This window comes from Actinacidiphila bryophytorum, assembly GCF_016916835.1.
Taxonomy (GTDB): domain Bacteria; phylum Actinomycetota; class Actinomycetes; order Streptomycetales; family Streptomycetaceae; genus Actinacidiphila; species Actinacidiphila bryophytorum.
The window spans coordinates 244,982-269,094 of sequence record NZ_JAFFIX010000003.1; the positions used below are offsets into that span (position 1 = coordinate 244,982).

The 24,113-nt window shown below is 72.5% G+C and carries 20 protein-coding genes and 2 riboswitches; of the genes, 13 read left to right on the forward strand and 7 right to left on the reverse strand.

All coding sequences use genetic code 11. From position 1 onward, the window contains the following. Positions 1–96 precede the first annotated feature (96 nt). A complete protein-coding gene (locus JT723_RS06260; protein ID WP_205043463.1) occupies positions 97–1,032 on the forward strand; it encodes an aldo/keto reductase in 936 nt (311 codons plus the stop codon). 27 nt (positions 1,033–1,059) lie between these two features. Here JT723_RS06260 and JT723_RS06265 read toward each other — a convergent pair whose 3' ends face one another. From JT723_RS06265 to gcvT, 4 genes are all read right to left on the reverse strand, one after another. Beyond that, positions 1,060–2,427: an L-serine ammonia-lyase gene (locus tag JT723_RS06265; protein ID WP_205043464.1), complete on the reverse strand. Its 1,368-nt coding sequence runs from the start codon at positions 2,425–2,427 to the stop codon at positions 1,060–1,062. A 100-nt stretch (positions 2,428–2,527) separates the two neighbouring features. Continuing rightward, a complete protein-coding gene (glyA, locus tag JT723_RS06270) occupies positions 2,528–3,793 on the reverse strand; it encodes a serine hydroxymethyltransferase (RefSeq protein WP_205043465.1) in 1,266 nt (421 codons plus the stop codon). Between the two features lie 37 nt (positions 3,794–3,830). Next, positions 3,831–4,211 (reverse strand): glycine cleavage system protein GcvH, encoded by a 381-nt coding sequence (gene gcvH, locus JT723_RS06275; RefSeq protein ID WP_205043466.1) that lies wholly within the window; start codon positions 4,209–4,211, stop codon positions 3,831–3,833. A gap of 90 nt (positions 4,212–4,301) precedes the next feature. After that, complete coding sequence (gene gcvT, locus JT723_RS06280; RefSeq protein ID WP_205043467.1) at positions 4,302–5,456, reverse strand: glycine cleavage system aminomethyltransferase GcvT; 1,155 nt, start codon at positions 5,454–5,456, stop codon at positions 4,302–4,304. Positions 5,457–5,516: 60 nt separating this feature from the next. Beyond that, positions 5,517–5,631: riboswitch (glycine riboswitch) on the reverse strand. Continuing rightward, a riboswitch (glycine riboswitch) is annotated at positions 5,632–5,735 on the reverse strand. Between the two features lie 123 nt (positions 5,736–5,858). On the opposite strand from gcvT, the gene JT723_RS06285 reads away from it, so the two are divergent. After that, positions 5,859–6,608, forward strand: coding sequence for an enhanced serine sensitivity protein SseB (locus tag JT723_RS06285; RefSeq protein WP_205043468.1), 750 nt, complete (start codon positions 5,859–5,861; stop codon positions 6,606–6,608). Positions 6,609–6,773: 165 nt separating this feature from the next. After that, positions 6,774–7,547 (forward strand): enhanced serine sensitivity protein SseB C-terminal domain-containing protein, encoded by a 774-nt coding sequence (locus JT723_RS06290; protein WP_251512453.1) that lies wholly within the window; start codon positions 6,774–6,776, stop codon positions 7,545–7,547. Between the two features lie 24 nt (positions 7,548–7,571). On the opposite strand, the gene JT723_RS06295 is transcribed toward JT723_RS06290, so the two are convergent. From JT723_RS06295 to JT723_RS06305, 3 genes are all read right to left on the reverse strand, one after another. After that, entirely contained in the window at positions 7,572–9,068 is a 1,497-nt protein-coding gene (locus JT723_RS06295) for a DUF885 family protein (RefSeq protein WP_205043470.1), read from the reverse strand. Positions 9,069–9,134: 66 nt separating this feature from the next. After that, positions 9,135–10,301 (reverse strand): cysteine desulfurase family protein, encoded by a 1,167-nt coding sequence (locus tag JT723_RS06300; RefSeq protein ID WP_205043471.1) that lies wholly within the window; start codon positions 10,299–10,301, stop codon positions 9,135–9,137. A 519-nt stretch (positions 10,302–10,820) separates the two neighbouring features. Beyond that, entirely contained in the window at positions 10,821–11,687 is an 867-nt protein-coding gene (locus JT723_RS06305) for a thioesterase family protein (RefSeq protein ID WP_205043472.1), read from the reverse strand. A 134-nt stretch (positions 11,688–11,821) separates the two neighbouring features. Here JT723_RS06305 and mnmA point away from each other — a divergent pair, with 134 nt between their 5' ends. From mnmA to gatB, 10 genes are all read left to right on the forward strand, one after another. Continuing rightward, on the forward strand, positions 11,822–12,979 hold the full coding sequence (gene mnmA / locus JT723_RS06310) for a tRNA 2-thiouridine(34) synthase MnmA (RefSeq protein ID WP_265934406.1): 1,158 nt from the start codon (positions 11,822–11,824) through the stop codon (positions 12,977–12,979). Next, on the forward strand, positions 12,976–13,506 hold the full coding sequence (locus JT723_RS06315; RefSeq protein ID WP_205043473.1) for an LOG family protein: 531 nt from the start codon (positions 12,976–12,978) through the stop codon (positions 13,504–13,506). The genes mnmA and JT723_RS06315 overlap by 4 nt, the downstream gene beginning before the upstream one ends. Beyond that, the gene (locus tag JT723_RS06320; RefSeq protein ID WP_205043474.1) at positions 13,503–14,201 is read left to right on the forward strand and encodes an SDR family oxidoreductase; all 699 of its coding nucleotides are present in this window, start codon (positions 13,503–13,505) and stop codon (positions 14,199–14,201) included. The genes JT723_RS06315 and JT723_RS06320 overlap by 4 nt, the downstream gene beginning before the upstream one ends. Positions 14,202–14,270: 69 nt before the next feature. Next, positions 14,271–15,275 (forward strand): methionine synthase, encoded by a 1,005-nt coding sequence (locus tag JT723_RS06325; protein ID WP_205043475.1) that lies wholly within the window; start codon positions 14,271–14,273, stop codon positions 15,273–15,275. 17 nt (positions 15,276–15,292) lie between these two features. Then, positions 15,293–17,530 (forward strand): NAD-dependent DNA ligase LigA, encoded by a 2,238-nt coding sequence (gene ligA / locus JT723_RS06330; protein ID WP_251512455.1) that lies wholly within the window; start codon positions 15,293–15,295, stop codon positions 17,528–17,530. 222 nt (positions 17,531–17,752) lie between these two features. Further along, positions 17,753–19,975, forward strand: coding sequence for a putative bifunctional diguanylate cyclase/phosphodiesterase (locus JT723_RS06335; RefSeq protein WP_205043477.1), 2,223 nt, complete (start codon positions 17,753–17,755; stop codon positions 19,973–19,975). A gap of 416 nt (positions 19,976–20,391) precedes the next feature. Beyond that, positions 20,392–20,688, forward strand: a complete 297-nt coding sequence (gene gatC, locus JT723_RS06340; RefSeq protein ID WP_205043478.1) for an Asp-tRNA(Asn)/Glu-tRNA(Gln) amidotransferase subunit GatC — start codon at positions 20,392–20,394, stop codon at positions 20,686–20,688. 5 nt (positions 20,689–20,693) lie between these two features. Beyond that, entirely contained in the window at positions 20,694–22,187 is a 1,494-nt protein-coding gene (gene gatA / locus JT723_RS06345) for an Asp-tRNA(Asn)/Glu-tRNA(Gln) amidotransferase subunit GatA (RefSeq protein WP_205043479.1), read from the forward strand. Further along, complete coding sequence (locus tag JT723_RS06350; protein ID WP_205043480.1) at positions 22,184–22,414, forward strand: hypothetical protein; 231 nt, start codon at positions 22,184–22,186, stop codon at positions 22,412–22,414. Before gatA ends, JT723_RS06350 begins: the two co-directional genes overlap by 4 nt. Positions 22,415–22,436: 22 nt before the next feature. Further along, complete coding sequence (gene gatB / locus JT723_RS06355; RefSeq protein ID WP_205043481.1) at positions 22,437–23,945, forward strand: Asp-tRNA(Asn)/Glu-tRNA(Gln) amidotransferase subunit GatB; 1,509 nt, start codon at positions 22,437–22,439, stop codon at positions 23,943–23,945. Positions 23,946–24,113: the final 168 nt, after the last annotated feature.

Genomic DNA, 24,113 nt, shown 5'->3' on the forward strand with positions numbered 1-24,113 from the left:
GGTCGAACGGGAGTTGAACGGGGGGCAGCCCTACCGGCGGAGCGGGAAGGTCCGCTTGTACTGTGCAGACCTGGACATCTGAAAGGGAAATCCCTCGTGAAGAGCTTCACCCTGCCCGGTACCGACATCGTCGCCCCGAATGTCGTGCTCGGCCTGATGCGTATCGCCGACAAGAGCGACGAGGAGATCCGGGAGCTCGTCCGCGCCGGGCGCGACGCGGGCATCGACTTCGTCGACCACGCCGACATATACGGTGGCGCGCTGCACGCCTGCGAACGCCGCTTCGCCGAGGCGATGGCGCTGAGCCCCTCCCAGCGCGACGAGATCACGATCCAGACCAAGACGGGGATCGTGACGGACGGCGGATACTACGACTTCTCCTACGAGCACATCGTCGAATCGGTCGACGGCTCGCTCGCGGCCCTGCGGACCGACCGCATCGACATCCTGCTGCTGCACCGGCCGGACGCGCTCGTCGAGCCCGAGGAGGTCGCGCGCGCCTTCGACGCGCTGGAGTCCGCGGGCAAGGTGCGCGCCTTCGGCGTCTCGAACCACACTCCGCACCAGATCGACCTGCTGCGCAGGTACGTGCGCCAGCCCATCGTGGCCAACCAGCTCCAGCTCTCGATCACCCACGCGCCGATCGTCGCCCAGGGGGTCGCCGCGAACATGCTCGCGGAGCAGCAGGCAGCCACCCTCGACGGCGGCGGGATCGTCGACTACTGCCGCCTGAACGACATCACCGTCCAGGCCTGGTCCCCCTTCCAGGCCGGCTTCTTCACGGGTGTCTTCCTCGGCTCGCCGGACTATCCCGAACTCAACGCCGTCATCGACCGTCTCGCCGCCCGGTACGACGTCCCCGCCATCGCGATCGCGACCGCGTGGATCACCCGCCATCCCGCTCGGATGCAGGTCGTGCTCGGCACCACCAGCCCCGAGCGCGTCGCGGGCGCCGCGCAGGGCTCCGACCTGCGGCTCACCCGGGCCGAGTGGTACGAGCTGTTCCGCGCCGCGGGCCACATCGTCCCCTGAGCTTCGGCCCGCCCGGCGGCTACGCGGTCAGCACTCGATGACGTTGACCGCGAGGCCGCCGCGGGCGGTCTCCTTGTATTTCACCTTCATGTCCGCGCCGGTCTCCTTCATCGTCTTGATGACCTTGTCCAGGGACACGTGGTGGCGGCCGTCGCCGCGCATGGCCATGCGGGCGGCGGTGACCGCCTTGACCGCTGCCATGCCGTTGCGTTCGATGCAGGGGATCTGGACCAGGCCGCCGACCGGGTCGCAGGTCAGGCCGAGGTTGTGCTCCATGCCGATCTCGGCGGCGTTCTCGACCTGTTCGGGGGTGCCGCCGAGGATCTCGGCGAGGCCGCCGGCGGCCATCGAGCAGGCGGAGCCGACCTCGCCCTGGCAGCCGACCTCGGCGCCGGAGATCGAGGCGTTCTCCTTGAAGAGCATGCCGATCGCGCCGGCCGCGAGCAGGAAGCGCACGACGCCGTCGTCGTCGGCGCCGGGGACGAACTCGCGGTAGTAGTGCAGGACGGCAGGGATGATGCCGGCCGCGCCGTTGGTGGGGGCGGTGACGACCCGGCCGCCGGCCGCGTTCTCCTCGTTGACCGCCATCGCGTAGAGGGTGGTCCACTCCATCGCGCGGGCGGTGGGATCGCCCTCGGCGCGCAGCTGGCGGGCGGTGGTGGCGGCCCTGCGGCGGACCTTGAGGCCGCCGGGCAGGATGCCCTCGCGCGTCATGCCGCGCTGCACGCAGTCCCGCATGACCTGCCAGATACCCAGCAGGCCCGCGCGGATCTCGGCCTCGGAGCGCCAGGCCTTCTCGTTCTCCAGCATCAGCGCGGAGATCGAAAGGCCGGTCTCCCGGGACAGCCGCAGCAGCTCGTCGCCGGTGCGGAAGGGGTGGCGCAGCACCGTGTCGTCGAGTTTGATGCGGTCCGCGCCGACCGCGTCCTCGTCCACGACGAAGCCGCCGCCGACGCTGTAGTAGGTCTTGGCCAGCAGCACAGCGCCGGTGGCGTCGGACGCGGACAGCGTCATGCCGTTGGCGTGGTAGGGCAGCGAGCGGCGGCGGTGCAGCACCAGGTCGGTGGCCGGGTCGAAGGCCACCTCGTGGGCGCCGAGCAGCAGCAGCCGCTTGTCGGCGTGGACGGCGGCGACCTCGGTGTCCGCCGCCTCCACGTCCACCGTGCGGGGGGAGTGGCCGGCCAGGCCGAGCAGCACCGCCTTGGGGGTGCCGTGGCCGTGGCCGGTCGCGCCCAGCGAGCCGAACAGCTCGGCCCTGAGCGCCACCGTCCGGGTCAGCAGGTCCTCGGTCTTCAACCGCTGCGCGAACATCCGGGCCGCCCGCATCGGGCCCACGGTGTGGGAGCTGGAGGGGCCTATGCCGACGGAGAAGAGGTCGAATACGGAGATTGCCATGCGTTCAGTGCTCCCGGTTGACCGCGGACGCCGTTGTCCGCGGGGTGGTGCTGGTGCGCTCCGCGGTGTGCGGCGGGGGTGCCGCACACCGCGGAGCAGTTCATGACGCGAGCGTCGGGTACAGCGGGTGGCGCTCGGCCAGTGCGGTGACCCGGGCGCGCAGCGCGTCCGCGTCGAAGGCCGGCTGCAGGGCCGCGGCGATGACCTCGGCGACCTCGCGGAAGGCGTCCGCGTCGAAGCCGCGGGTGGCCAGCGCCGGTGTGCCGATCCGCAGGCCCGAGGTCACCATGGGCGGCCGCGGGTCGTTGGGGATCGCGTTGCGGTTCACGGTGATGCCGATGGCGTGCAGCCGGTCCTCGGCCTGCTTGCCGTCCAGCTCGGAGGCGCGCAGGTCGACCAGCACCAGGTGGACGTCGGTGCCGCCGGTGAGCACCGCGACACCCGCCGCGGCCAGGTCCTCGCGGCCCAGCCGCTCCGCGAGGATCGCCGCCCCCTCCAGCGTACGTGCCTGCCGGTCGCGGAACTCGTCGGTGGCCGCGGCCTTGAAGGCGACGGCCTTGCCGGCGATGACGTGCTCCAGCGGGCCGCCCTGCTGGCCGGGGAAGACCGCGGAGTTGATCTTCTTGGCCAGCTCCTCGGTGGACAGGATGACGCCGCCGCGCGGGCCGCCGAGCGTCTTGTGCGTCGTGGTGGTGACCACGTGTGCGTGCGGGACGGGCGAGGGGTGCAGCCCGGCCGCGACGAGCCCGGCGAAGTGGGCCATGTCGACCATCAGGTACGCGCCGACCCCGTCGGCGATCCGCCGGAAGGCGGCGAAGTCCAGCTGCCGCGGGTACGCCGACCAGCCGGCGATGATCAGCTGCGGCCGGTGCTCCTTGGCCAGCCGCTCGACCTCGGCCATGTCGACCAGTCCGGTGTCGCCGTCGACGTGGTAGGCGGCGACCTTGTACAGCTTGCCCGAGAAGTTGATCTTCATGCCGTGGGTCAGGTGGCCGCCGTGCGCCAGGTCCAGGCCCAGGATGGTGTCGCCCGGCTTGAGCAGGGCGAACATAGCGGCGGCGTTCGCCTGCGCACCCGAGTGCGGCTGGACGTTGGCGGCCTCGGCGCCGAAGAGCGCCTTGACCCGGTCGATGGCCAGCTGCTCGATGACGTCGACGTGCTCGCAGCCGCCGTAGTAGCGGCGGCCGGGGTAGCCCTCGGCGTACTTGTTGGTCAGCACCGAGCCCTGGGCTTCGAGGACCGCGACCGGAGCGAAGTTCTCCGACGCGATCATCTCCAGGGTGGACTGCTGGCGCTGCAGCTCGGCGTCGACCTCGGCGGCGACCTCGGGGTCGAAGTCGTGCAGTGACTGGTTCAGGAGCGACATGGGATCTTCCTGGTGTGGCGGGGGCGGGGGCTCTGGCTCAGGCCGCGATGAAGGCGTCGTACTCGGCCGCGGTCAGCAGGTCCGCGCCCTCCTGTGAGACCTTCACCTTGAACAGCCAGCCGCCCTCGAAGGGTGCGGAGTTGACCAGCGACGGGTCGTCGACGACGTCCTGGTTGACCTCGGTGACCTCGCCGGACACCGGGGCGTACAGCTCGCTGACGGACTTGGTGGACTCCAGCTCGCCGCAGCTCTCGCCCGCGGTCACCGTCGCCCCCACCTCGGGGAGCTGGACGAAGACCACGTCACCGAGCGCGTCGGCGGCGTGCGAGGTGATGCCGACGGTCGAGGTGCCGTCCTCGGGGGCGGTGAGCCACTCGTGCTCCTTGCTGTACCGCAGCTGCTCAGGGTTGATGCTCATGACGGAAATTCTCCCGGATCCGAAGAGGTGATGGCGGAGACGACGCGGCAGCCTGTGGACAACCTGCCGGCTGTGGAAAACCTGGGGGCCTCAGCGCTCGCGCTGGTAGAAGGGCAGTGCCACGACACGGTACGGCTCCCGGGTGCCGCGGATGTCGACCGCGACCCCCTCGGTGCCGGGCGCGGCATGGGCGGCGTCCACGTACGCCATGGCGATCGGCACCCCGAGGGTGGGCGACGGCGCCCCCGAGGTGACCTCGCCGACGACCGCGCCGGACGCGTCGGTGACCGTGAAGCCGGCCCGCGGCACCCGGCGGCCCTCGGCGACCAGCCCGACCAGCTTGCGCGGCGGGACCTCCGCGGCCCTGGCGGCGGCCGCGGTCAGCGCCTCCCGGCCGACGAAGTCACCGGGCTTGTCGAACTTGACCACACGGCCCAGCCCCGCGTCGAAGGGCGTGACCTGGGCGGTCAGCTCGTGCCCGTACAGCGGCATGCCCGCCTCAAGGCGCAGCGTGTCGCGGCAGGACAGCCCGCAGGGCACGAGCCCGGCGTCCGCGCCCGCCGCCAGCAGCGCCTTCCACAGCGGCTCGGCGTCGGCGGGGGCGACGAACAGCTCGAAGCCGTCCTCGCCGGTGTAGCCGGTCCTGGCGATCAGCGCCGGGACGCCCGCGACGGTCCCCGGCAGCCCCGCGTAGTAGCGCAGGCCGTCCAGGTCGGCGTCGGTGAGCGCCTTGAGGATGCCGGGCGCGGCGGGACCCTGCACGGCCAGCAGCGCGTACGCGTCCCGGTCGTCGGTCACCTGCGCGTCGAAACCCGCCGCCCGCACCGCGACCGTGTCCAGAACCGTCTGCGCGTTGGAGGCGTTGGCGACCACGAGATAGCGCTCGTCCTCCAGCCGGTAGACGATCAGGTCGTCCAGGATGCCGCCGTCCGGGGCGCAGATCATCGTGTAGCGGGCCTTGCCGACCGCGAGCGCCGACAGGTGGCCGACAAGGGCGTGGTCGAGCGCCTGGCCGGCCTGCGGCCCGGTCATGGTGATCTCGCCCATGTGCGACAGGTCGAAGAGCCCGGCCCGGGTGCGTACGGCCTGGTGCTCGTCGCGCTCGCTGCCGTAGCGCAGCGGCATGTCCCAGCCGGCGAAGTCGGTCATGGTCGCGCCCAGGGCGCGGTGCACCGCGTCCAGGGCGGTGCGGCGGGGGGACGCGGCGGGCGGGGCGCTCGGCGGCTGGTGCGGCGTTTCGCTCATCGGAAGGGCTCCCAGGGGCGGCGGACGGGGACACGGACTGCGGCCAGGGCACTGACCCCGGCCTCCCCATCTGTCATCGGAACCTGAGAGGTTCACCGTGACCCCTGCGGGGGCCGCGGTTTGCACCTTGGGTGGGGCGGGACCGGTGAGCGGCCCGCCCGCTTTTCAGATCTGCCTCGCCCGCGCGGTATCTGTGCCTGAGAGATTCAAGGGAGGACTTGCTCCTTCGGCGCCCTGACCCCTCTGGTGAAGGGGCCGGAACTCTCCCGCGCGGCCTCCAACGGCCGGTATGCGTATTGTGCCGCCATCATTGCATGCCCGGGCGTCCCGGGCGCTCAGCCGCTAGTGTTTCCGGGCAGGACACGGGTGCCGACAGTGGCACAAGCGCGGACAAGGGTGGACATGGAGAATCCGGCACCGTTCATATGGCCGGCGAACGAGCTGGAGGAAGTGCTGGCGGCGAGCCTCGGCAATCCGTCGGCGACGCCCCGGCTGCTTGAGGTGCTCGGCCGCTCCCACGTGTGGGTGCCGCTGCCCAACGGCGGCCCGCCGGGACCCGAGGGCCTGGACCTGCCCACCCTGCAGCTGGACGGGGCGCCCTATGTGCCGGTCTTCAGCTCCGAGCAGCAGTTCCGGCAGGCCGCCGAGGGGATGTCCTGCACCGTGGCGCCGGTACGCGAGTTCGCCCGCGGCCTGCCCCCGCTGATCGGCATCGCGGTCAACCCCGGCGGCGCCGTCGGGGTGCCGCTGCCGCCCGCCGCCGTCGCGGAACTGTGCCGCACGGAACGGATCGGGGCCTACGGCGAGCAGAGCCCGACCGGCGCCCGCGTACGGCTGTGGGAGCCGGCGCCCGACGACGAGCCGGTGGACTTCCTGGCCGTCGCCGCCGCCGAGTACGCCGTCACGCCCGTGGTGCTCAGCGCCCGCCGCGCCATGGCCGCGGTCGAGGAGGACCCGCCCGCGCTCTTCGTCGGCGTGGAGCTGGACGCCTGGCAGGACCAGGACAAGGCCGCCGCCATGGACGCGCTCGGCCGCGCCCTGGGCGCCGTGCCGCTGCCCTGGCCCGTCCACCTGATCCTGCTCGACATCGCCCAGGACCCGGTGGGGGACTGGATGCTGGAAACCGTGCGGCCCTTCTACAGCCGGGACTGAGCCCGCGGAGACCGGGGCAACTCGGCGACGGGGCAAGGGGCTTGCGTATACCCGGCGTATACGTGCCATTTAGCCGGCGCCGCTTGAGTCGGTCAGCATTCCACCGGGAACAGTCCACCTGGTTTGATGGCGGGACACCGAACGACGGGAAAGGGGCGGTCCGACGTGATCGCGGGCGCGCAAGGCGGCGCGGCGGCCGGCCATGTGGAGCAGATGCTGCTCCAGGTGGCGCCCGGCCGCTTCGACGCATACGAGAACCTGCTCGCGTCGCTGGCCGACGGCCAGGTGTGGATGCTGCTCTGGCAGGGCGCACCCGGTTCGCCCGACGCGCAGTACGCGGCCATGGACGTCGGCGGCCACCGCTACGCGCCCTGCTGCACCTCGCCCAGGGAACTGGCCGCCAGCAGCTGGAACCGGGACCACGAGATCGTCTCGGGGCGGGACATCGCCCTGACCCTCTTCCCCGAGCACTGCGGCCTGTGGCTCAACCCGCACGCGGCGGGCGGCGGCGTCGGCATCCCCTGGCCCGACCTGCGCCGCATCGCCGGCGGCCTCGACCTGCTGCCCGCGGGACCGCTGCAGATCGGCGAACCCTCCCTGCAGATCCCGCAGTTCTACGCCCTGCTCGCCACCGCCGCGCACCGCACCCCCGCGGTCCGCGCCCTGCGCCAGGCCTGGGTCCAGCCGGCCGTCGGCGAGCCCTACCTCGCCATCGGCGTCGAGGTCTACGACTCCTCGCCGCAGGCCGTCGAATCGGTCCGGCTGATGATGCAGCAGGCCGCCGCGGGCGTCCCCGACGGGCTGTCCGTCTCCACCGTCGCCATGGCCGACGCCTACGACTCGGTCGCCATGTGGCTGCGCGCCAACGCCCAGCCCTTCTTCGACCGCGACGCCTTCGCGGGACCGCCCGCCTGGGGACCGCCGCCGCGCACGTACTGAACCCTCCCGCGCCGCTGACAGGGGCTACGGCAGCAGGCCCAGCGGCGGGGCGCCCAGGGCCAGCAGGCCGGCGTGGAAGGACGGCAGGGTGAAGTCCGCCGAGCGCTCCGCCCGGGAGCGGGCACGGGCGATCTCCAGCTTGCCCCAGGTGTAGCGGCCGTAGCCGGCGTCGAAAGTGCCCCGCCTGGCCTCGGACGCCGCCCCCGCGGGGGCCAGATGGGCGTAGCGCATGAAGAGCCGGGTGGCCTCCGCCACGTCCATCGCCCCGGTGTGCATCCCGATCGCACAGGTCAGCCGGGTCACCCGGACCAGCGCCTCAAGGGCCACGCCGATCGCGAACCGCGGGTCGCGGGCGCGGAAGCCCTCGTCGAGGCACACCTCCTCCACGTAATGCGCCCAGCCCTCGCAGAAGGCCAGGCTGTGCAGGACCCGCCGCACCGGGCTCTCCAGGTGCCGCAGCGCCCGCCCGTGCGCGAAGTGGCCGGGCGCCACCTCGTGCACGGTGATCGACGGCAGGCTCGTACGGCTGAACACCGTCAGCCACTCCTCCCGCTCCTGCGCCGGCCAGTCCGGCTCGGGCGGCGTCACGTGATACCAGGACGGCGATTCCGGCTCGCCCGGCCCCGCCCAGGTCATCATCGCCATCGCCCAGCGGCGTGACGGCGGCGCAGGACCCACCAGGCACTCGCCGTCCAGATACGGCGCAAGGCGGCGCTCCCGGCTGAAGGCGATGACCTCCTCCGTGAGCCTGGCCGCCGCCGGGATGACGCCGTCGGCGCCCGGGTGGTCGGCCAGCAGTTCGGGGATCAGCTCGTCCACCGACCGCTCGCGGTCCAGCGCCCTGCACGAGTCCGCCAGCAGCTCGCCCAGCCGCACCCGCTCCTTGTCCGCGGCCTGCGACAGCGCCCCCAGGTCCACCTGCATGCCCTCCTGGGCACCCATCAGCGTGGCAAGGGCGGGGCCGCCGAGCCGCGGGTCGGGGTCGCCGTTCAGGGCGGCGTCCTCCAGGTGCGCGATCAGCCGGCCGTGCGCGGCAATCGCCGCGGCCTCCACGTCGCCCTGGGCGGCGTCGACGTCGGCTGCCAGCCCGTGCGCCGAGCCGAGCAGGGCCGTCGCCACCGGCGCGCTCACCCGGTCGAGTGAGGCCAGCGCCGCGTCCACCGCGTCGGGCCACTGCGCCAGATGCCTGCGCCTGGCCGCGGCGCGCTCCTTGCGCGGTGCGTACTCCCGGTCGTAGCAGGCGAGTTCGAGGTTGGACAGATGCGGGTACGGGTCGCGCCTGTGCAGCTCCAGCTCCCCGTACTGCACCCGCAGCGACTCCTCGAAGACCGCAAGGTGCGCCTCGTCCTGCGGGTCGGCAAGGGGCGCGGACGCGCGTTTCGCACGGTCCACCGCGGCAAGGGCGCGGCCTATGCCGTCCGGCGAGAGGTCCTGCAGGCGGCCGTCGTACTCGTGCAGCCCGGCCATCTCGCGCACGGTGGGCATCATCAGGTCGCACACCGCGCGAAGCCGATCATCCATCCCACGACCGTAGCGTCGTCTCCGCCGTCCGTCTGCCCGGGGCGGCGGGCGAGTCCGCCGCGTGCCTCAGGTCTGGCCCGCGGTCCTGGCGCGCGTGACGGCGGGACCGATCGCCCGCACCACCTCCGCGACCTCCTCCGCCGTCGTGGTGTGGCCCAGCGAGAAACGCAGCGTGGCCCGCGCATGCGTGGCCGGCTGGCCCATCGCCAGCAGCACATGGCTGGGCTGCGCCACCCCCGCGGTACAGGCCGAGCCGGTCGAGCACGCGATGCCCTGGGCGTCGAGCAGCAGCAGCAGGGCGTCGCCCTCGCAGCCGGGGAAGGTGAAGTGCGCATTGCCCGCGAGGCGGCCCCCGGGGGAGGGGTCGCCGTTGAGGATCACGTCGGGCACCGCGGCCCGCACCCCGCGCACCAGCTCGTCACGCAGCGCACCCACCTCCGCCGCGTACTGCCCGCGCCTCTCCGCGGAGAGCGCCCCCGCCGTCGCGAAGGCCGCGATCGCCGGCACATCGAGGGTGCCGGACCTGCTGCGCTCCTGCTCGCCACCGTGCAGCAGCGGCACCGGGGTGTCGTCCCTGCGCAGCACCAGCGCGCCCACCCCGTACGGGCCGCCCACCTTGTGCCCGGTCACCGTCATCGCGTCCAGGCCGCTCGCCGCGAAGTCGACGTCCGTCTGACCGAACGCCTGCACCGCGTCGGAGTGCATCGGCACCCCGAACTCCGCGCACACCGCCGCCAGGGCGGCCACCGGCAGGATCGTGCCGACCTCGTTGTTCGCCCACATCGCCGTGACCAGGGCCACGTCGTCCGGCTCCCGCTCCAGGGCCGCGCGCAGCGCCTCCGGCTGCACCCGGCCGAAGGAGTCCACCGGCAGCCACTCCACCACCGCGCCCTCGTGGTCGGCGAGCCAGTGGACCGCGTCCAGCACCGCGTGGTGCTCCACGGGGCTCGCCAGGACGCGGACCCTGCGCGGGTCCGCCGCCTTCCGCGCCCAGAACAGGCCCTTCACGGCCAGGTTGTCCGACTCGGTGCCGCCGCCGGTGAACACGATCTCGCTCGGGCGCGCGCCGAGCGCTGCCGCGAGGGCTTCCCTCGACTCCTCGACCGTCCGCCGGGCGCGGCGGCCCGCGGCGTGCAGGGCGGACGCGTTCCCCGTCACCGTCAGGTGCGCGGTCATCGCCTCGACCGCCTCCGGGAGCATGGGCGTGGTGGCGGCGTGATCGAAGTAGGCCATGATCTCCCGATTCTACGTTCCACTGCGGGTACCCATGCCCCGCGCGAGCACCCCTCGCGCTGCTCGCGCCCCATCAGGCCTCGCCCCTTGCGGTGGGTCCTCGCCTTTCCCGCCGCCGTGGTTTGTCTCGCAGTTCCCCGAGCCCCTGGGTGATTGCCACTTGCTGTGGCGTCGCTTCCTTCCCGCCCCTCCGGGCAGGGCGCGCAGTTCCCCGCGCCCCTGAAAAACGCTCACCCTCCTGCGCAGAGGTCGCCGCCTGACGGCGCCAGCTCTGGGGAAGGGGGCACCCCTCAGGGGCGCGGGGAACTGCGCGCTCAGCCACGATGCGGCCGCAGGCAAGCAATGCACCGCAAGGGGCAATCACCTAGGGGCGCGGGGAACTGCACGCCCAATCACCCACTCACCGAAGGGTGCAAGCTCACCGCAGGTGGCAATCACCCAGGGGCGCGGGGGACGGCGCGCGCAACCCACCACCGGGGGAAGGTCCCGGGGGAAAGGGGACGGGGCAGCGCCCGGGGGTCAGGGGCGCGGGGCGCGGGCCAGTTGGCGGGATTGCGCCACGAGCCGGGACGCGGAGTCCCAGACCTGCGCGTCCTCTTCGAGCAGGCCGCCGGCCAGGTTGCGGGTCGTGAGGGAGACGCGCACCGGCCCGGGCGCGGGCTTGCACCGCAGGTGCACGGTGAGTTCGAGGGTGGGCACCCACCCGGCGAGCCCGAGGTCGAAAGCGGTCGGCGGCAGCGCGTCCACCGCCAGCAGCAGCGACATCGCATCGTGGTCGCGCCCGTCGGCGAGCCCGAGCCAGCCGCGCATGTCACCGGCGCCGGAGGGCGCGCCGAGCGCCCAGCCGGCGGTGGCGGGGTCGAGCCGCAGGTCGAGCCGGTCGAGGATGGCGGTGGAGCCGACGACGGGGTTGGCGACGCCTTCGGGCGCGTCGGACGAGCTGACGCACGCCTCGTAGGGCGGCATCGCCGGCGGCTGCGCGGTGGTGCGGACGTCGTCGGGGAGCGCCCCGAGGTCGCCGTACGCGGCGACGACGCGGATCCGCTCGACCTCGCGCCCGTCCTCGGCGCGCTGGTAGAGCGAGGCCTGCCCGGTGGACATGGTGCGGCCGGCACGGACGGTCTCGGTCCTGATGACGGCGGGACCGGGTTCCGATGCCGTCAGGTAGTGCGCGGTGATGCTGATCGGGTCGGGGTGGGGCAGTGCGGCTCGCAGGGCGCGGCCGACCATGGCGAGGAGGTAGCCGCCGTTGACGGCCCTGATGATCGTCCAGCCGGCCGACAGGTCGGCGTCGTACGTGCCGGGCTCGCCCGGCCTCGCCGTCACCGCCGTGTCGCGGTCGAACTCGCTGTCCCCGATGGCCGCACGGGCCGCTGCATATGCCATGAGTCGATGTTACCCATCAGTAGACACGGGTTGTCCAGGCCTTCCCTGACCCGTTGTGCTCAACGCTGAGCGCCCGCTTATCTCTTCCTGGATAACCTGGCGGCCGGTCGCGGACGGGCCGTTACCCTGGACAGGTGAACGACTTCCCCCATCCCCCCGAGCGCCGGCGGCTGCGCGTGCTGGCCGCCATGAGCGGCGGCGTCGACTCGGCGGTCGCCGCCGCCCGCGCCGCGGAGGCAGGGCACGACGTGACCGGCGTCCACCTGGCGCTGTCGGCGAATCCGCAGAGTTTCAGGACCGGCGCCCGCGGCTGCTGCACGGTGGAGGACTCCCGGGACGCCCGCCGCGCGGCCGACGTCATCGGCATCCCCTTCTACGTGTGGGATCTTGCCGAGCGCTTCCGCGAGGACGTGGTCGCGGACTTCGTCGCCGAGTACGCGGCCGGCCGCACCCCCAACCCCTGCCTGCGGTGCAACGAGAAGATCAAGTTCGCCGCGCTGCTGGACAAGGCGCTGGCGCTGGGCTTCGACGCGGTCTGCACCGGGCACTACGCCACCGTCGTGACGCGCGAGGACGGCTCCCGCGAGCTGCACCGGGCGAGCGACGCGGCCAAGGACCAGTCGTACGTGCTCGGCGTGCTGGACGAGCGGCAGTTGGCGCACGCGATGTTCCCGCTCGGCGACACCCTCACCACCAAGGACGAGATCCGCGCCGAGGCCGAGCGCCGGGGCCTCGCGGTGGCCAAGAAGCCCGACAGCCATGACATCTGCTTCATCGCCGACGGCGACACGCAGGGCTTCCTGGCCAGGAGCCTGGGCAGCGCCGAGGGCGCCATCGTGGACGAGAGCGGCGCCCAGGTGGGCACCCACGAGGGGGCGTTCGGCTTCACCATCGGCCAGCGCAAGGGCCTGCGGCTCGGCATTCCCGCCGACGACGGCAAGCCTCGCTATGTGCTGGACATCTCGCCGGTCGACAACACCGTCACCGTCGGCCCCGCCGAGGCTCTGGACGTGACCGCGCTCACCGCGATCCGCCCGCGCTGGTGCGGCACCCCGCCGAGCGGCCCGGCCTCGTACACCGCGCAACTGCGCGCGCACGGCGAGGACGTGCCGGTGACCGCCGAAGTGCTCGGCGGTGAGCTGCACGTACGCTTCGCCGAGCCGGTGCGCGGCATCGCGCCGGGACAGGCCGTGGTGCTCTACGACGGCACGCGCGTCGTCGGCTCCGCGACCATCGCCACCACCGACCGTGCCACCGCCCGCAGCCAGGAGAAGCCCCCGGTGACCGTATGAACGTCGGCGTGTTCCTCTCCGCCGTCGACCTCGGCGAGCAGTACACGGTCCCGGCCCGCGAGTTCGGCAAGCTGCTGGGCGACGGCGGCCACACCCTGGTGTGGGGCGGCTCCGAGACCGGGCTGATGAAGGTCGTCGCGGACAGCGTGCAGGCGGCGGGCGGGCGGCTCGTCGGCGTGTCGGTGACCTTCCTCCAGGACAAGGCGCGGGCCGACGCCGACGAGATGGTCGTCGCCGCGGACCTGGCGCAGCGCAAGGCCGAGCTGCTGCGGCGCTCCGACGCGATCGTGGTCATGGTCGGCGGCATGGGCACGCTCGACGAGGCGACCGAGATACTGGAGCTGAAGAAGCACCGGCTGCACGGCAAACCGGTGGTCCTGCTGAACAGCGCCGGTTTCTACGACGGTCTCGAACTGCAGCTGCGCAGGATGGACGCGGAGGGCTTCCTGCCCCTCCCGCTGTCCGAGCTGGTGTACTTCGCCTCGGACGGCGCAGACGCCCTTGCGTACCTCGGGGAGCAGCTGTGAGCGGTCCGCGGATCCACCTGGTCACCGGCGCCGGGTCCGGCATCGGCAGCGTCGTCGCGCAGCGGCTGCTGGAGCGCGGCGACGAGGTGTGGCTGCTGGCCAGGGACGCCGGGCGGGCCAGGGAGCTGGCCGAGCGCCACCCCGGCGCCCGCACCCTCGTCGGCGACCTCGCGGAACCGGCCAGGCTGTCCTGGGCGCTGGGCCACCAGTCGCCGCCCGACCGCCTCGACTCGCTGCTGCACGTCGCGGGCACGGTCGAACTGGGCCTGGTCGGCGACCTGACCCCGAAGGTCTGGCAGGAGACGCTGGCCGTCAACCTGATGGGTCCCGCCGAGCTGACCCGGCTGCTGCTGCCGCAACTGCGGCTGTCCCGCGGCCATGTCGTCTTCGTCAACTCCACCTCAGGACTGGCCGTCAGCGGCGAGTGGAGCGCCTACGGGGCCAGCAAGTTCGGGCTGCGCGCCCTGGCCGACGCGCTGCGCGCCGAGGAGCACGCGGCCGGCGTGCGGGTCACCTCGCTCTACCCGAGCAGGACCGCGACCCCGATGCAGCAGAAGGTCCACCAGCAGGAGGGCAAGCCCTACGACCCGGCCCGCTGGATCGCCCCGGAGTCCGTGGCGACGACCCTGCTGACCGCCCTCGACCTCCCCCGGGACGCCGAACTGACCGACCTGACGGTCCGCCCGGGGCAGTAGGGCGCGTCCCGCAGGCGGCGGCGTCCCCGCGGGCAGGGGCGGCAGGCCCCGAGGGCTTAACCTTCCGGCGTGAGCAACGACGTACACCTTCCCGAGGCCACAGCCACCGGCGTGGGGTCCATGCCCGGCGGCGACGCCCGCGAGGCCGCCCGGGTCGCCACCGAGGCGAGCCGGGGCATGGCCTTCCTGCCGGAACTTCCCGCCCGCGGCCCCGGCGCTGACATGATCGGCCGCAGCCTGGGCCTGCTGGCCGAGATGTACGCCCGCGTCGAACCCAGCGGCTGGCGGTTCGGCGACCGGCCGGGCCGGGACACCAGGCGCGCGTGGTCGTGGCTCGGCGAGGACCTGGACGCGCTGGAGGAGTTCACCCAGGGCTACGAGGGGCTGCTCAAGGTCCAGGCGGTCGGCCCCTGGACGCTCGCCGCCTCGGTGGAGACCCGGCACGGCGAGGCCGCGCTGAGCGACCCGGGCGCCTACCGCGACCTGGCGGCCTCGCTCACCGAGGGCCTGAGCGGGCACCTCGCCGACGTGCGGCGCCGGGTCCCGGGCGCCGAGGTCGTCCTGCAGCTGGACGAGCCGTCGCTGACGGCGGTGCTGCGCGGGCAGGTCCGCACCGCGAGCGGCTACCGCAGCCACCGGGCGGTGGACCGGGCCGTGGTCGAGTCGGCGCTGCGCGAGCTGGTCGCGGCGGCCGGCGTACCGGTCACCGTCCACTCCTGCGCCCCCGACGTCCCCTTCGCGCTGCTGCGCAGGGCGGGCGCGGCCGGCATCTCCTTCGACTTCGCACTGCTCACCGAGCGTGACTGGGACGCGTTCGGCGAGGCGGCGGAGGCGGGCACCGCGCTCTTCGCCGGTGTCGTGCCGGGCAAGGATGCCCCATTGTCAGACCCTGCCGGTAGCGTGAGTGGTGTTCGGGCGCTGTGGCGCAGGTTGGGACTGGCACCGGGGGCATTGGGGTCCGCCGTCGCCGTGACCCCGTCCTGCGGTCTGGCGGGGGCCTCGCCGGCCTACGCCCGTGCCGCACTCGTGCACTGCGCGAAGGCGGCTCGCTCGCTCGCCGACAACCCTGAGTAGTGAGGAAGGACGGGGTCGTGGAGGACACGGAGATTCCCGCGGAGGCACGCGAGGAGCACGCTCGCCTTGCCGAGCAGGTCGAGGAGCACCGCTTCCGGTACTACGTCAAGGACGCGCCGGTCGTCAGCGACGCCGAGTTCGACAAGCTGCTGCGCAGCCTGGAGGCGGTCGAGGAGCGCCACCCGGGCCTGCGCACCCCGGACTCGCCCACCCAGAAGGTCGCCGGCGCCTACGAGACGGAGTTCGCCGCCGTCCAGCACCGCGAGCGGCTGCTGTCGCTGGACAACGCCTTCTCCGACGAGGAGCTGGACTCCTGGGCCGACCGGGTCGCCGCCGAGCTGGGCGCCCCTGACAACGAGCGCAGCCCGTACCACTTCCTGTGCGAGCTGAAGGTCGACGGCCTGGCGGTCAACCTCACCTACGAGCGCGGCCGGCTCACCCGCGCGGCGACCCGCGGCGACGGCAGGACCGGCGAGGACATCACGCCCAACGTGCGCACCATCGCCGACATCCCCGACCGGCTGGCCGGCGACCGGGTGCCTGAGCTGGTGGAGATCCGCGGCGAGGTCTACTTCCCCGGCGAGAAGTTCGAGGAGCTGAACGCGCGGCTGGTCGAGCAGGGCGACAAGCCCTTCGCCAACCCGCGCAACGCGGCGGCCGGTTCGCTGCGGCAGAAGGACCCGCGGATCACCGCATCGCGCCCGCTGCGGATGGTGGTGCACGGCATCGGTGCCCGCGAGGGCTTCGCGATCGACTGCCAGTCGCACGGCTACGAGCTGCTCCAGGAGTGGGGCCTGCCCACCGCCCGCTACAACAAGGTCGTGGACTCCCTCGCCGAGGTGCGCGCCTTCATCGCCTACTACGGCGAGCACCGGCACGACGTCGAGCACGAGATCGACGGCGTCGTCGTCAAGGTCGACGAGATCCCGCTGCAGGGCCGGCTCGGCTCGACCTCCCGCGCCCCGCGCTGGGCCATCGCGTGGAAGTACGCGCCCGAGGAGGTCAACACCAAGCTGGTGGAGATCCGGGTCGGCGTCGGCCGCACCGGGCGGGTCACCCCCTACGCCGTGGTGGAGCCGGTGACGGTGGCCGGCTCCGAGGTGGAGTTCGCCACGCTGCACAACCAGGACGTCGTCAAGAAGAAGGGCGTCCTGATCGGCGACACCGTGGTGCTGCGCAAGGCGGGCGACGTCATCCCGGAGATCCTCGGCCCGGTCGCGGACCTGCGGGACGGCACCGAGCGGGAGTTCGTGATGCCCACCGAGTGCCCGGACTGCGGCACCGCCCTGCAGCCCATGAAGGAAGGCGACATCGACCTGCGGTGCCCCAACGCCCGCTACTGCCCCGCCCAGTTGCGCGAGCGGGTCTTCTACCTCGCGGGCCGCCGCAGCCTGGACATCGAAGGGCTCGGCTATGTCGCGGCCACCGCGCTGACCCAGCCGCTCGAACCGCACGAGCCGCCGATGAAGGACGAGGGCGACCTGTTCGGCCTCACCATCGAGGAGCTGCTGCCGATCCGCTCGTACGTCCTGGACCAGGACACCGGCCTGCCCAAGCGCGACCCGGAGACCGGCGAGCCGAAGATCGTCACCTTCTTCGCCAACCAGAAGGGCGAGCCGAAGAAGAACGCGCTGGCGATGCTGGAGAACATCGCGGCGGCCAGGGAGCGCCAGCTGGCCAGGATCATCACCGGCCTGTCGATCCGCCATGTCGGCCCGGTCGCCGCGGCCGCGCTGGCCCGCGAGTTCCGCGACCTGGACCGGATCAAGGACGCGGCCGAGGAGGAGCTGGCCGCCGTCGACGGGGTGGGAGGCACGATCGCCGCGTCCGTCAAGCAGTGGTTCGCCGAGGACTGGCACCTGGACATCATCAGGAAGTGGCGGGACGCCGGGGTGGTCTTCACCGAGGAGGGCTCGGACGAAGGGCCGAGACCACTCGAAGGGCTGACAGTCGTGGTGACCGGAACGCTGTCGACTTATACCCGGGATGGCGCAAAAGAGGCGTTGGGCAGCCAGGGTGCGAAAGTCACCGGCTCGGTGTCCAAGAAAACGGACTTCGTCGTCGTCGGTGACAACCCCGGTTCCAAGTTCGACAAAGCCATACAGCTGAAAGTGCCTGTTCTGGACGAGGACGGCTTCGCGGTGCTGCTCGCCGACGGCCCCGAGGCCGCTCGCCGAAACACGGTGAATCCCGTGGAAACCGACACCCCCGCCGAGGGCGCGGGCGACGCCGGAACGGACGGTGAATCCGACTGAATGGACCGGGGATGTCACCCGATCGGCCTATATCAGAATACGTCGATGTGCCTGGTCGCATTCGGGCAACCCCGGTCGATCGGTGCCCGGGACGGCACAAGGCGGCCTAGTGTTGAGTCGCGCGCCCGCCGGGGATGAACGTTCCGGCAGCACATGCGGAACTCGGCCACGGGCAGGGCGCGGTGGACGTGCTTGCCATACCGGGCGGTGAGAGGGACGCGTATGCGACCGACGGAGAGTGCCGGAGCAGCGGCGGTGGCGCGCGCCGCCCCCGCGCCCGCACCGCCCCCGGCGCTCACACCGTCGCTGTCCCGCACCCTGGTGCGCCGTGTCGCACCCCCGCTCGCCGCACTCTGCCTGGCGGTCGGCGTCATCCGGGTGCTGCACAAGGGCCACGCGCTCTTCCCCGGCGGCACCACCGGGTGGGGGTTCGCGATCCTCACCGGCATCATCGTCGGCCACCTGGTCGCGATGGGCCGCGACCGCTGGTGGGGCGGCACCGGCTCGGGCGCCGCCCTCACCCTGGCCATGCTCATCGTCCAGGGCTGGGTGCCCGCCGTGCTGGTCAGCCTCGCCGTGGTGACCCTGGTCGGCGCCGCCCGCAGGCACCGCTGGCGGCAGGCCCTGCTCTACGGCTCCATCGACATCCTCGGCATCGGCGCCGGCGCCCTGATGCTCAGCCTGTCCGGCACCCACCCCAGCGTCGAGCACCCCTGGCACCCCGCGGACTGGTCGCTCACCGCCGCACCCATCGTCGCCCTCGTGGCGCTGACCTACCTCGCCGCCACCCGCGCCCTGCTGTGGTGCGCCTTCGCGCCCCGCGGCGGCGGACTGCCCACCGTGGCACGTTCCGCGCTGATCCGGCAGGGCATGTTCGGCGGGGCGCTGCTCGGCATCTCCCCGCTGATCCTGGTCGTCGCATGCGCCAAGCCGGCGCTGCTGCCGCTGTTCTCCGTACCGCTGATCGCCCTGGACTCCACCCTGTGGATCGCGCACGCCCGCGCCGAGGAGCAGCTGCGCGACCCGCTCACCGGGCTGCCCAACCGCCAGTGGCTGCTGGAGCGGGTCTGGACGTCGCTGGACGACGCCCAGGAGGACTACGAGCGGGCAGAACCCGGCTTCCTGGCCGCCACCACCGACAGCGGCACCCACCCGCCGGAGGGCTGCGGGCGGGTCGGGCTGATCCTGATCGACCTGGACAAGTTCCGCTCCGTCAACGACACCCTCGGGCACCTGGCCGGCGACCGGCTGCTGCTCCAGGTCGCCGACCGGCTGCGGCTCGCCCTGCCGCGCGGCGCCGAGGCGGCCAGGCTCGGCGGCGACGAGTTCGCCGTGCTGCTGCCCGGCTGCGACTCGCCGACCCGCGCCCAGCGCATCGCCAGGACCCTGGTCGCCGCCCTCGGCTCACCGCTGAGCCTCGACGGGCTGTCACTGGTCCTCGAAGCCAGCGCGGGCGTCGCGGTCTTCCCCGACCACGCGCTGGACGCCGAAGGGCTGCTGCGCCGCGCCGACGTGGCGATGTACCAGGCCAAGCGGGACCGCAGCGGCGTCGAGGTCTACGAGGCCGCCAGGGACGGCAACACCCCCGACCGTCTCGGCCTGCTCGGCGACCTGCGCCGGGCGCTCGACGCCGGCGACGTCGAGCTGCACTACCAGCCGAAGGTGCGCTTCGACGGCCGGGTGGCAGGACTCGAGGCGCTGGTCCGCTGGGAGCACCCGGAGCGCGGCCGGGTCAACCCGGAGGAGTTCATCACCATGGCCGAGACCTCCGGCCTGATGCCGCTGCTCACCGAGTACGTCCTGGACACCGCGCTGGCCCAGGTCGCCGACTGGCGGGCGATGGGCCTCGACGTGCCGGTCGCCGTCAACGTCTCGCCGCGCGACGTCCACAGCCCCGGCTTCGCCGGAACCGTCGCCGCCCGGCTCGCCCGGCACCAGGTGCCGCCCGGCTCGCTCCAGCTGGAGATAACGGAACACGTCCTGCTGGACGACCCGCAGCGCGCCGCGGACACGCTCAACGGGCTGACGGGGCACGGCGTCAAGATGTCGCTCGACGACTTCGGCACCGGCTACTCCTCGCTGGTGCACCTGCGGCGGCTGCCGGTCAGCGAACTCAAGATCGACCGCTCCTTCGTCGCCCGGCTCGTCGTGGACACCGAGGACGCGGAGATCGTGCGCTGCACCGTCGACCTCGCGCACTCCCTCGGGCTCATGGTCGTCGCGGAGGGCGTCGAGGACGACGAGACCTGGGAGCGGTTGCGGGACCTGCACTGCGACGCCGTCCAGGGCTGGCTCGTGGCCGCCGCGATGCCCCCGCAAGAAGCCACGAAGTGGCTTCTTGCGCGCGGTGAGCGAGGCGCCTTGCCGGCGTCGGCGAAGCCGCTGCCGGCCGCCTTGCCCCCGGCCCTGGGGGCCCCGACGCTCCCGGCCGCCGACCGCGCCTGACCTCTTCCGCAGAGGGCGAGCGTTTTCCGCGGGCTGCGGTGGCTTGTGCGGTTCCCTTGCGCAGGGCGGCGAGCGTTTCAGGGGCGCGGGGAACTGCGCGCCAAGCCCCCACCGGGGCGCGGGTCGTCTCCGTCCGAAAGGGGCTGTTCGGTTCGTGCCGGACCACCGGCCGTGAGCGAAGTGAGATGGGGGCACCCCCAGGCAAAGCCCTGGGGGAGGGCTGGGCGCGCAGTTCCCCGCGCCCCTATGCGCTCGGCCCCGCCGAAGACCTACCCCCAGCCTCCGCGGCCGGCGGAAGCGCACCGTCGTGCGCGGAGGGCGCTCCCCGCGAAGGGGAAGTGTTTCGCGGGAAGGGGGCGGCGGCCCATAGGATTGGGGCCACACCGTCGTCTCACCCCGCAGAGGATCGAAACCGCATGCCTGGCATCACGCGTGAGGAGGTCGCTCACCTCGGCCGGCTGGCACGTCTGGAACTGTCCGGGGACGAGCTTGACCACTTCGCCGGACAGCTTGACGACATCATCGGCGCGGTCGCCCGGGTTTCCGAGGTGGCCGGCGAGGACGTACCGCCGACCTCGCACCCGCTGCCGCTGACCAATGTGATGCGGCCGGACACCGTCCGCCCGTCGCTCACCCCGCAGCAGGCCCTGTCGGGCGCTCCCGCACAGGAGCAGCAGCGCTTCAAGGTGCCGCAGATCCTGGGGGAGGACTGATCGCGATGACGGACATCATCAGGCTGACCGCCGCGCAGACGGCGGAGAAGATCGCGTCGGGCGAGCTGACCGCCGTCGAGGTCACCGAGGCGCACCTGGCCAGGATCGAGGCCGTGGACGAGAAGGTGCACGCCTTCCTGCACGTCGACCGGGAGGGCGCGCTGGCGCAGGCCCGTGCGGTGGACGCCAAGCGGGCGGCGGGCGAGCCGCTCGGCCCGCTGGCCGGTGTGCCGCTGGCGATGAAGGACATCTTCACCACCGAGGGCGTGCCCACCACCGTGGGGTCGAAGATCCTGGAGGGCTGGCTGCCGCCGTACGACTCGACGGTGACCAAGCGTCTGAAGGCCGCCGACGTGGTGATCCTGGGCAAGACCAACATGGACGAGTTCGCCATGGGGTCGTCCACGGAGAACAGCGCGTACGGTCCGACGGGCAACCCGTGGGACCTGACGCGTATCCCGGGTGGTTCCGGCGGCGGCAGCGCCGCGGCGCTCGCGTCGTACCAGGCGCCGCTGGCGCTGGGCACCGACACCGGCGGTTCGATCCGGCAGCCCGCCGCGGTCACCGGCACGGTCGGTGTGAAGCCGACGTACGGCGGGGTGTCCCGCTACGGCATGGTCGCCTTCTCCTCCTCGCTCGACCAGGGCGGGCCGTGCGCGCGGACCGTGCTGGACGCGGCGCTGCTGCACGAGGCGATCGGCGGCCACGACCCGATGGACTCGACCTCGATCGACGCGCCGGTCCCGCCGGTGGTGGAGGCGGCCCGCAGCGGCGACGTGCGCGGGATGCGCATCGGCGTGGTCAAGGAGCTGGGCGGCGAGGGCTACCAGGCCGGTGTGGTGCAGCGGTTCGAGGAGTCGGTCGAGGTGCTGCGCGGGCTGGGCGCGGAGGTCGTGGAGATCTCCTGCCCGTCGTTCGTGTACGCGCTGGCCGCGTACTACCTGATCGCGCCGTCGGAGTGCTCCAGCAACCTGGCCCGCTTCGACGCGATGCGCTACGGCATGCGGGTCGGCGACGACGGCACCCGGTCCGCGGAGGACGTCACCGCGCTGACCCGCGAGGCCGGTTTCGGCGCCGAGGTCAAGCGCCGGATCATCCTGGGCACGTACGCGCTCAGCTCGGGCTACTACGACGCCTACTACGGCTCGGCCCAGAAGGTCCGCACCCTGATCACCCGGGACTTCGAGAAGGCCTTCGAGTCGGTCGACGTGCTGGTCTCGCCGACCACGCCGACCACCGCCTTCCCGCTCGGCGAGCGGGTCGACGACCCGCTGGCCATGTACCTGGTCGACCTGTGCACCATCCCGGTCAACCTGGCGGGCAACGCGGCGATGTCGCTGCCCTGCGGCCTGGCGCCGGAGGACGGTCTACCGGTGGGGCTGCAGATCATCGCCCCCGCGCTCAAGGACGACCGGCTCTACCGGGTCGGCGCCGCCGTCGAGGCCGCCTTCGTGAAGAAGTGGGGCCACCCGCTGCTTGAGGAGGCACCCCAGCTGTGAGCACCAAGGACAAGGGCAAGAAGAAGGGCAAGGCCGGTACGTACCTGGCCATCGGCAGCACGCTCTTCGCCGCGTTCAGCAACGTCAAGAAGGTCCGCAACGCCCGTGGCGAGCACGACAACCTGCAGCTGGTCGACGGTCTGATCCGGGTGGCCGCGGTGGCCACCGGGGTCGCGCTGCTGGTCCGCGAGCTGCGCGACCGCGACGACAACCCGCTGACGGACTGAGCGGGCAGGAGGAAAAACAACTGTGACCGTCACGGATCTGCTGTCCTACGAGGACGCCCTCGCGTCCTTCGACCCGGTGATGGGCCTTGAGGTCCATGTCGAGCTGGGCACCAGGACGAAGATGTTCTGCGGCTGCTCCACCGAGCTGGGCGCCGAGCCCAACTCGCAGACCTGCCCCACGTGTCTCGGCCTGCCCGGTTCGCTGCCGGTGGTCAACGCGGTCGGGGTGGAGTCGGCGATCAAGATCGGGCTCGCGCTGAACTGCGAGATCGCCGAGTGGTGCCGCTTCGCGCGGAAGAACTACTTCTACCCGGACATGCCGAAGAACTTCCAGACCTCGCAGTACGACGAGCCGATCGCCTACAACGGCTATCTGGACGTCCAGCTGGAGGACGGCGAGGTCTTCCGGGTGCAGATCGAGCGCGCCCACATGGAGGAGGACACCGGCAAGTCCACCCACGTGGGCGGCGCGACGGGCCGTATCCACGGCGCCTCGCACTCGCTGCTGGACTACAACCGGGCCGGCATCCCGCTGATCGAGATCGTCACCAAGCCGATCGAGGGCGCGGGCGAGCGGGCACCGGAGGTCGCCAGGGCCTACGTCGCCGAGCTGCGCGAGCTGATCAAGGCGCTGGGCGTGTCCGAGGCCCGTATGGAGATGGGCCAGATGCGCTGCGACGTCAACCTGTCGCTGCGCCCGCACGGGCGGTCGACGTTCGGCACCCGCAGCGAGACCAAGAACGTCAACTCCCTGCGCAGCGTCGAGCGGGCGGCCAGGTTCGAGATCCAGCGGCATGCCGCGGTGCTCACCTCCGGCGGCACGATCGTGCAGGAGACCCGGCACTTCCACGAGGAGGACGGCTCCACGACCTCGGGCCGTATCAAGGAGGAGGCGGAGGACTACCGCTACTTCCCCGAGCCCGACCTCGTGCCGGTCGCCCCGGCCCGCGAATGGGTCGAGGAGCTGCGCGGCGGGCTGCCCGAGCTGCCGCGGCTGCGCCGCAAGCGGCTGCAGGAGGAGTGGGGCATCGCCGACCACGAGATGCAGTCGGTGCTCAACGCGGGGGCGCTCGACCTGATCCTGGCCACCATGGCGGAGGGCGCGGACGCCGCGTCCGCCCGCAAGTGGTGGATGGGCGAGCTGGCCCGGCACGCCAACGAGACCGGCGCCGAGCTGTCCGCGGTGCCGATCACCCCGGCGCAGGTCGCCAGGGTCGCCGCGCTGGTCGCGGCGGGCGACCTCAACGACAAGCTGGCCCGCCAGGTCATCGAGGGCGTGCTGGCCGGTGAGGGCGAGCCGGACCAGGTGGTCGACAAGCGCGGTCTGAAGGTCGTCTCCGACGACAGCGCGCTCGGCGCGGCCGTGGACGACGCCATCGCGGCGAACGCGGCGATCGCCGGCAAGATCCGCGGCGGCAACCTGGCCGCGGCCGGTGCGCTGATCGGTGCGGTGATGAAGGCCACCCGCGGCCAGGCGGACGCCAAGCGCGTACGCGAACTGGTCCTGGAGAAGCTCGGCGTCCAGGGCTGAGCCCAGGGCTGAGCCCAGGGCTGATCCAGGGCTGATCCAGGGCTGAACCGACGCGGACACAAGGGCGGCACCCCTTCGGGGGTGCCGCCCTTATCTGCTTTTTACCCCTTGTGAGGAACGGCACGAAAGTCCCAAAGGATCATTTTCTCCTGCCACAGTGGGGCGGAC

Coding starts and splice junctions, on each gene's coding strand:
- JT723_RS06265 (WP_205043464.1), bottom strand. CDS start 2,427: ATGGCAATCTCCGTATTCGACCTCTTCTCCGTCGGCATAGGCCCCTCC.
- glyA (WP_205043465.1), bottom strand. CDS start 3,793: ATGTCGCTCCTGAACCAGTCACTGCACGACTTCGACCCCGAGGTCGCC.
- gcvH (WP_205043466.1), bottom strand. CDS start 4,211: ATGAGCATCAACCCTGAGCAGCTGCGGTACAGCAAGGAGCACGAGTGG.
- gcvT (WP_205043467.1), bottom strand. CDS start 5,456: ATGAGCGAAACGCCGCACCAGCCGCCGAGCGCCCCGCCCGCCGCGTCC.
- JT723_RS06285 (WP_205043468.1), top strand. CDS start 5,859: ATGGAGAATCCGGCACCGTTCATATGGCCGGCGAACGAGCTGGAGGAA.
- JT723_RS06295 (WP_205043470.1), bottom strand. CDS start 9,068: ATGGATGATCGGCTTCGCGCGGTGTGCGACCTGATGATGCCCACCGTG.
- JT723_RS06300 (WP_205043471.1), bottom strand. CDS start 10,301: ATGGCCTACTTCGATCACGCCGCCACCACGCCCATGCTCCCGGAGGCG.
- JT723_RS06305 (WP_205043472.1), bottom strand. CDS start 11,687: ATGGCATATGCAGCGGCCCGTGCGGCCATCGGGGACAGCGAGTTCGAC.
- JT723_RS06315 (WP_205043473.1), top strand. CDS start 12,976: ATGAACGTCGGCGTGTTCCTCTCCGCCGTCGACCTCGGCGAGCAGTAC.
- JT723_RS06335 (WP_205043477.1), top strand. CDS start 17,753: ATGCGACCGACGGAGAGTGCCGGAGCAGCGGCGGTGGCGCGCGCCGCC.
- gatC (WP_205043478.1), top strand. CDS start 20,392: ATGCCTGGCATCACGCGTGAGGAGGTCGCTCACCTCGGCCGGCTGGCA.
- gatA (WP_205043479.1), top strand. CDS start 20,694: ATGACGGACATCATCAGGCTGACCGCCGCGCAGACGGCGGAGAAGATC.